A 7,291-nucleotide genomic window follows, 5' to 3' on the forward strand; every position below is an offset into this window, starting at 1 on the left:
CGACGACTTAACTTCCGGCAGCATTTCCCGTGGAATGTCCAGAATCTCGAGCATCTTCGCATCCCACTCCAGAGCGTGGATGTTGAAGAGCATGGTGCGCGATGCGTTGGTGTAGTCGGTGACGTGGGTCTTGCCGCCGGTAAATTTCCAGATCAGCCAACTGTCGACGGTGCCGAACAGCAATTCGCCGTTGCGCGCACGCTCGCGGCTGCCTTCGACGTTGTCGAGGATCCACTTGAGTTTGGTGCCGGAGAAGTAGGGGTCTGTGACCAGGCCAGTGGTGTCGCTGATGTATTGCTCATGGCCGTCGCGCTTGAGCTGTTGGCAGATCTCGGTGCTGCGCCGGCATTGCCAGACGATGGCGTTGTAGATCGGGCGACCGGTGACCTTGTCCCACACCACCGTGGTTTCGCGCTGATTGGTGATGCCGATGGCGGCGACCTGATCGTGGTGCAGGCCGGCCTGAGCCAGCGCCTCCACCATCACTGCGCTCTGGGTGGCGAAGATTTCCATCGGGTCATGCTCGACCCAGCCCGCTTGCGGGTAATGCTGGACGAACTCACGCTGCGCCGTGCACACCACGTTGGCGTCACGATCGAAGATGATTGCCCGGGAGCTGGTGGTGCCCTGATCAAGGGCAATGATGTAGTTCTTATTCTGAAGGTCGGTCATGTCAATTGCCTTGGACGAAATAAGGAAGTCGGAAATCAGCCGGGGCCACGAAGGGCAGGGACCCTGGCCGGCGCTTTCAGGAAATACGAGTCTTGCCGTTGACAGCCGTGTCAGTTGTTTCAGCTATAGCAGGTGCGGCGCTTGGCAGATGACGGGCAATCAGCCCGCGATACGCTGCAGCACCGAGGCATGCGCCGACAATCGGTGCGAAAATTGGTACCAGGAAGTAGGGAATGTCGCGACCGCCAGTAAAGGCCATTTCACCCCAGCCCGCGAAAAAGGTCATCAGCTTGGGCCCGAAATCCCGCGCCGGGTTCATCGCGAAGCCGGTCAACGGGCCCATGGCGCTGCCGATTACGGCGATCAACAGGCCGATCAGCAGGGGGGCCAATGGACCGCGTGGCAGGCCATTGTTGTCGTCTGTCAGGGCCATGATCACGCCCATCAGGATCGCGGTGATGACCATTTCCACCAGGAACGCCTGGGCCGTGCTCAGCAATGCATGGGGGTAGGTGGAGAACACCGAGGCCAATTCCAGGCTGGCCTGAGAGCCGCGCACCATGTGGTGGGTTTGTTCGTAATCGAAAAAAAGATTGCTGTAGAGCGTGTACACCAACGCGGCGGAGCAGAAGGCACCGGCGATTTGGGCGAGGATGTAGAAGGGCAGTTTGCGTTTTTCGAAATCGGCGAAAATACACAGGGCGATACTCACCGCCGGATTGAGGTGAGCTCCGGAAATACCGGCACTCAGGTAGATCGCCATGCTTACGCCGACTCCCCAGATAATGCTGATTTCCCACAAGCCAAAGCTCGCACCCGCGACCTTGAGCGCAGCAACGCACCCGGTACCGAAGAAGATCAGCAGCGCAGTGCCGAGGAATTCGGCCATGCATTGGCTCGAAAGTGAAGGCTGTTGAAGAGCAGTTGTCATGGAAAACCTCAGTTGTTGTTCTTGTCTGGCGCACTGCCTCAACGGGCGGTTGCGCGATTTTCACCGTGACGAGGATCCCCATCCTGCGCCACGGCTTACTGCTCGAGTACTTAGGGCTATTCCTACAGTATTCGGAAACGAAAAAATATAGACAAGAATGACCGCTGTCAAAGGTCGAAAGTGAACCATTGGTCATTTCCTAACTATTGGTGCTGTGAATGATCATGCAAGAGGCGCGCGAACTGTGCGCGTGGATGACTGTACTAGAGCGTTTTAGGCGCGCTTGGCCTAGAATTGGCCGTCAGTTTGCACTCTTGGAGCCCACATGACCCCTGCCCTGGACCTGTTGAAAAAAGTTCGCGCCGAACATCGTATTCATAGTTATGAACATGATCCGAAGGCGGCTTCATATGGTCTGGAGGCTGCGGAAAAATTGGGCCTCGACCCGGCGCGGGTGTTCAAGACATTGCTGGCCAGCAGTGAGAAAGGCCAATTGCTCGTGGCAGTGGTGCCGGTCGTCGGAAGTCTGGACCTGAAAGCCTTGGCTCATGCGGCAGGCGTCAAGAAAGTCGAAATGGCCGACCCGGCGGCGGCGCAGCGTTCCACCGGGTATCTACTGGGCGGTATCAGCCCCTTGGGGCAAAAGAAGCGCTTGCGCACGTTTATCGATGTGACCGCGCAGCCGTTTGCGACGATTTTCGTCAGCGCCGGCCGCAGGGGGTTGGAAGTTGAGTTGCCGGCCGCTGTGTTGGCTGAACATACCCAAGCCATCTTCGCGCCGATTGGCCGAGCCTGACGCCAAGGGTTGAGCCGTTTACGCCTGGAACAACACCAGGTGTTCAGCCGCTACCTTGATTCCCACATCCGCCCCCATTTGCTGATCGACATGGCTTGGAAAAATCGACTCCAGCTGCGCGCCCGTCGGTAATTGCAGGCGGTACAGCGTGGACGCGCCGAGAAAGGTCTTGCCGACAATCCGCGCTCTCAGCGCACTGTCCGGCGCGTAGACGATGTCATCCGGGCGCAGCAGCACATCCACCGCGCCACCGGTCGGCCAGGCGTAGGCCCGGTTGCCACGCAACTCGCCCAGCTCAGTGCTGACGGACTCGGGCGAACTCAACTGGCCGCGGATGAAATAGCCCTGGCCGATAAAGCTGGCGACATAAGGCGTCTGCGGTTCGTGATAGAGGTTGTAGGGCGTGTCCCATTGCTCAAGGCGGCCTTCTTTGAAAACGCCCACGTGGTCGCTGACGGCGAAGGCTTCTTCCTGGTCATGGGTGACCAGGATCGCGCTGGTGCCGCGCGCCTTGAGGATGTCGCGCACTTCATGGCTGAGTTTGCGCCGCAGTTCGCCATCCAGGTTGGAAAAGGGTTCGTCCAGCAACAGCAGTTGCGGTTCCGGCGCCAAGGCGCGGGCGAGGGCGACGCGTTGTTGCTGACCACCGGAAAGCTCGTGGGGGAAGCGTTTGCCCAAGTCTTTGAGGTTGACCAACTCCAGCAACTCGGCGACCACACGATCTTTGTGCGGGTGCTTGCGGATACCGAAGCCGATGTTGTCGGCCACGCTCAGGTGGGGAAACAACGCGTAATCCTGGAACACCATGCCGATCCGACGTTTCTCCGGTGCCAGTGTGAAACCGGCACTGGAGATCACTTCGCCCGCCAGGCTGATTTCGCCTTCGTGGACCGGCTCGAACCCGGCAATTGCGCGCAAGGTGGTGGTCTTCCCGCAGCCCGAGGAGCCCAGCAGGCAACCGATATCGCCCGCGTTAAGGTGCAGATTGAGGTTCTGCACCACCCGTTGATCTTGATAGCCGCATGCCAGATTGCGCAAACTCAGCAGTAATGGCTGGCTCATGCGTGGTGGTACGAAGGTGGCACGAGAAATTCGAGCAGGGCCTTTTGCGCATGCAGGCGGTTCTCGGCCTGGTCCCAGGCGACCGAGCGTGGGTCGTCGAGCAGATCGAGGCTGATTTCTTCGCCGCGGTGGGCGGGCAGGCAGTGCATGAACAGCACGTCCGGCGCGGCCAGGTCGAGCAGGGCGCGGGTCACCTGGAACGGCGCGAACCGGGCCATGCGCTTGGCGGTTTCGTCTTCCTGGCCCATGGAGGTCCACACGTCTGTGCTGACCAGATGTGCGCCGACCACCGCATCTTTCGGATCGCGCAGCAGCTGCACACGGCCATCGGCCTTGGCCATGAACTCGGCGCTGGGCTCGTAACCCTCGGGGCAGGCGATACGCAGGTGGAAGTCGAACTGGATGGCGGCTTCTATATAACTGTTGCACATATTATTGCCGTCGCCGATCCAGGCCACGGTCTTGCCCTGGATGGAGCCGCGATGTTCGAGGAAGGTTTGCATGTCGGCCAGCAACTGACACGGGTGCAGGTCATCGGACAGGCCGTTGATCACCGGCACGCGCGAGTTGGCGGCAAATTCGGTCAAGGTGCTGTGGGCGAAGGTACGGATCATCACGGCGTCGAGCATGCGTGACATCACGATGGCGCAATCGCTGATCGGCTCGCCTCGGCCCAGTTGGGTATCGCGCGGCGACAGGAAGATAGCCTGGCCACCCAGTTGAATCATGCCGGCTTCGAAGGACAAGCGGGTGCGGGTCGAGGACTTCTCGAAAATCATCCCGAGCACGCGGTTTTTCAGAGGCTCAAACAGTACGCCGCGGTTACGCAGGTCTTTAAGCTCAATGCCTCGACGGATCACGCTGACCAGCTCTTCGGGCGTGCAATCCATCAGGGAGAGAAAGTGCCTTGCGCTCATCATTAACTACCTTTTGCAACAGACCGCAGATACTCAAAGCCTTGTTTATTGTGACAACGGGCGAGACCTGCGGCGAAAGCCGCACGGGGCGACGAAATAGGGGAAGGCGCGATATTGACATTAAATGTCGCGTCTTACCAATAGGGCTACGGTTTTTAAGGGTGTTCAAGCAGGGCGCCGAAGCGCTTTTGAAGACGGTTTTTCGACAGCAGCGGCCCATTTGTACACTGGCGTCGCGACCTTTTGCAATGCGCAGCGGCGCCTTCGGGCTTGGTGATAACGGTTTCAGGCGTGTGTGGGAGGTTTCCGAAACATTTGCTCACGTTTAGCCATGCCTTGGGCTATGTCCGCCGATTCACAGCGCGAACCTTGCTGGTGCACGGCTCGGTCGCGGCCCATAGTTCGGCAAAGCCCCTATAAAAGAGACTGGCCATGACCAAGACTCTCCACCACCGTGCCTGCCACCTGTGCGAAGCCATCTGCGGCCTCAGCCTGGAAACCACCCGAGGCGACGACGGCAGCCTGGCGATTACCTCAATCAAGGGCGACCCGCTGGACACATTCAGCCGTGGCCATATCTGTCCCAAAGCGGTGGCGTTGCAGGATATCCAGAATGATCCGGACCGTCTGCACCAGCCCATGCTGCGTGTTGGCAGCGAATGGCAACCAATCCCGTGGGAAGAAGCGTTTGCGCTGGTAGCCGAACGCCTTGCGGATATCCAAACCCGCCACGGACAGAATGCGGTGGCGGTATATCAGGGCAATCCCAGCGTGCATAACTACGGGCTGATGACCCACAGCAATTACTTTCTTGGCCTGTTGAAAACCCGTAACCGCTACTCCGCGACGTCGGTGGACCAACTGCCCCATCACCTCTCCAGTCACCTGATGTACGGCCATGGTCTGTTGCTGCCCATTCCGGACATCGACCACACCGACTTCATGCTGATCCTGGGCGGTAACCCTCTGGCCTCCAATGGCAGCATCATGACCGTGCCCGATGTGGAAAAGCGCCTCAGGGCCATCCAGGCCCGAGGCGGCAAAGTGGTGGTCGTCGACCCTCGACGCAGCGAAACGGCGGCGATTGCCGATCAGCACCTGTTCGTGCGCCCCGGTGGCGACGCGGCCTTGTTGTTTGGCCTGCTCAACACCTTGTTTACAGAGGGCTTGACCCGCGACAGCCATTTGCCGGCTGAGGGGCTGGAAGACGTGCGCCAGGCGATCGCCGGGTTTACCGCCGATGCCATGAGCCATCAGTGCGCGGTGCCGGCCGAGCAGATCCGCCAATTGGCGCGGGACTTCGCGGCGGCGGATAAAGCGGTGTGTTACGGGCGTATGGGCGTCTCGACCCAGGCGTTCGGCACGCTGTGTCATTGGTTGGTGCAGTTGATCAACCTGGTGACCGGCAATCTCGATCGCGTTGGGGGCGCCTTGTGCACCACGCCGGCGGTGGACTTGGTGGCCTCGACCGGGGGCGGGCATTTCAACCGCTGGCAAAGCCGCGTGTCCGGGCGGCCTGAGTACGGGGGTGAGCTGCCGGTGTCTGCCTTGGCCGAGGAAATGCTTACCGAAGGTGAAGGGCAAATTCGCGCCCTGGTGACGGTGGCCGGCAACCCGGTATTGTCGACGCCTAATGGTCGTCAGTTGGAGCAAGCGCTCGATGGGTTGGAGTTCATGGTCAGTGTTGACCTCTATATCAACGAGACCACGCGCTATGCCGATTTGATCCTGCCGTCCACTTCGGCATTGGAGAATGATCACTACGACACCACTTTCAATATGTTCGCGGTGCGCAACGTCACACGTTTCAATCGTGCGATCCTGCCCAAGCCTGAAGGTGCGCTGCACGACTGGGAAATCTTCGTCGGTTTGGCCAAGGCGTTTGCGGCGCACACCGGCGTGGTGCTCAAACCGACGATGCCGCCCGCGCAGATGATCGACCTGGGATTGCGCGCCGGTACTTACGGCGATGCCTCTGCGCACAAGCTGTCAGTGGCGATGCTGGCCGATCATCCCCATGGCATGGACCTGGGGCCGCTGCAGCCAAACCTCGCCGCGCGCCTGAAAACTGCCGACGGCAAGGTGCAGGCGGCACCGTCGGTGATCCTGGCGGACCTGGCGCGGTTTGCGGCGCAACCGGTGCCGGTGGCGGACGAACTGCTGCTGATTGGCCGTCGCCACGTGCGCAGCAATAATTCCTGGATGCATAACTATCACCGACTGGTGAAGGGCAAGCCGCGTCATCAACTGCTGATGCATCCGGCTGACCTGGCCAGCCGTCACTTGAGCGACGGCCAGCGGGTGCGCGTCAGTTCGCGCATCGGCATGGTCGAAGTCGAGGTGGCCGCCAGCACGGACATGATGCCTGGCGTGGTCAGCCTGCCTCACGGCTGGGGGCACGGTCGCCCAGGCGTACAGATGAGTATCGCCAGCTGCCAGCCGGGAGCGAGTGCGAATGATTTGACCGATGAGCGGCAATTGGACGAGCTGTCGGGCAATGCGGCGCTCAATGGCGTGCCCGTGAAAGTTGCAGCGGCTTGATGTTGGCTGTCGGCGCGCCTGAGCATCCTGTGGCTTTTTTGCGTTACAATGCGACACCGTGCCGACCCGTGAGTCGCAAAGTTCCTGCAGAGGTGTTCCATGGATATCATCGAAACGATCAAAGAGCAGATTGGTAACAACACCATTCTGCTTTACATGAAAGGCGCTCCGAACGCTCCTCAGTGCGGTTTCTCCGCGAAAGCGTCCCAGGCCATCATGGCGTGTGGCGAGAAGTTCGCTTACGTGGATATTCTGCAGAACCCGGAAATTCGCGCCAACCTGCCTAAATACGCCAACTGGCCGACGTTCCCGCAGCTGTGGGTAGCCGGTGAGCTGGTCGGCGGTAGCGACATCATCACTGAAATGGCCGCT

The 7,291-nt window shown here is 60.0% G+C and carries 7 protein-coding genes; 3 read left to right on the top strand and 4 right to left on the bottom strand.

All coding sequences use genetic code 11. From position 1 onward, the window contains the following. A partial coding sequence (locus Q1V60_RS11210) for an FGGY family carbohydrate kinase (RefSeq protein WP_300630260.1) occupies positions 1-672 on the bottom strand: 672 nt, incomplete at its 3' end. 76 nt (positions 673-748) lie between these two features. Then, positions 749-1,603: an MIP/aquaporin family protein gene (locus Q1V60_RS11215; RefSeq protein WP_065934519.1), complete on the bottom strand. Its 855-nt coding sequence runs from the start codon at positions 1,601-1,603 to the stop codon at positions 749-751. Positions 1,604-1,928: 325 nt separating this feature from the next. Here Q1V60_RS11215 and ybaK point away from each other — a divergent pair, with 325 nt between their 5' ends. Then, a complete protein-coding gene (gene ybaK / locus Q1V60_RS11220) occupies positions 1,929-2,399 on the top strand; it encodes a Cys-tRNA(Pro) deacylase (RefSeq protein WP_300630265.1) in 471 nt (156 codons plus the stop codon). 18 nt (positions 2,400-2,417) lie between these two features. On the opposite strand, the gene Q1V60_RS11225 is transcribed toward ybaK, so the two are convergent. Together Q1V60_RS11225 and argF are read right to left on the bottom strand one after the other, a co-directional pair. After that, complete coding sequence (locus tag Q1V60_RS11225; RefSeq protein WP_300630267.1) at positions 2,418-3,461, bottom strand: ABC transporter ATP-binding protein; 1,044 nt, start codon at positions 3,459-3,461, stop codon at positions 2,418-2,420. Further along, positions 3,458-4,378 (bottom strand): ornithine carbamoyltransferase, encoded by a 921-nt coding sequence (argF, locus tag Q1V60_RS11230; RefSeq protein WP_300630268.1) that lies wholly within the window; start codon positions 4,376-4,378, stop codon positions 3,458-3,460. Before argF ends, Q1V60_RS11225 begins: the two co-directional genes overlap by 4 nt. Positions 4,379-4,810: 432 nt before the next feature. On the opposite strand from argF, the gene Q1V60_RS11235 reads away from it, so the two are divergent. Both Q1V60_RS11235 and grxD read left to right on the top strand, forming a co-directional pair. After that, positions 4,811-6,919 (top strand): molybdopterin oxidoreductase family protein, encoded by a 2,109-nt coding sequence (locus Q1V60_RS11235; protein ID WP_300630270.1) that lies wholly within the window; start codon positions 4,811-4,813, stop codon positions 6,917-6,919. 99 nt (positions 6,920-7,018) lie between these two features. Beyond that, on the top strand, positions 7,019-7,291 hold a 273-nt coding region (gene grxD, locus Q1V60_RS11240; protein WP_300630271.1), incomplete at its 3' end, for a Grx4 family monothiol glutaredoxin.

This window comes from Pseudomonas sp., from assembly GCF_030147005.1.
Lineage (GTDB): Bacteria > Pseudomonadota > Gammaproteobacteria > Pseudomonadales > Pseudomonadaceae > Aquipseudomonas.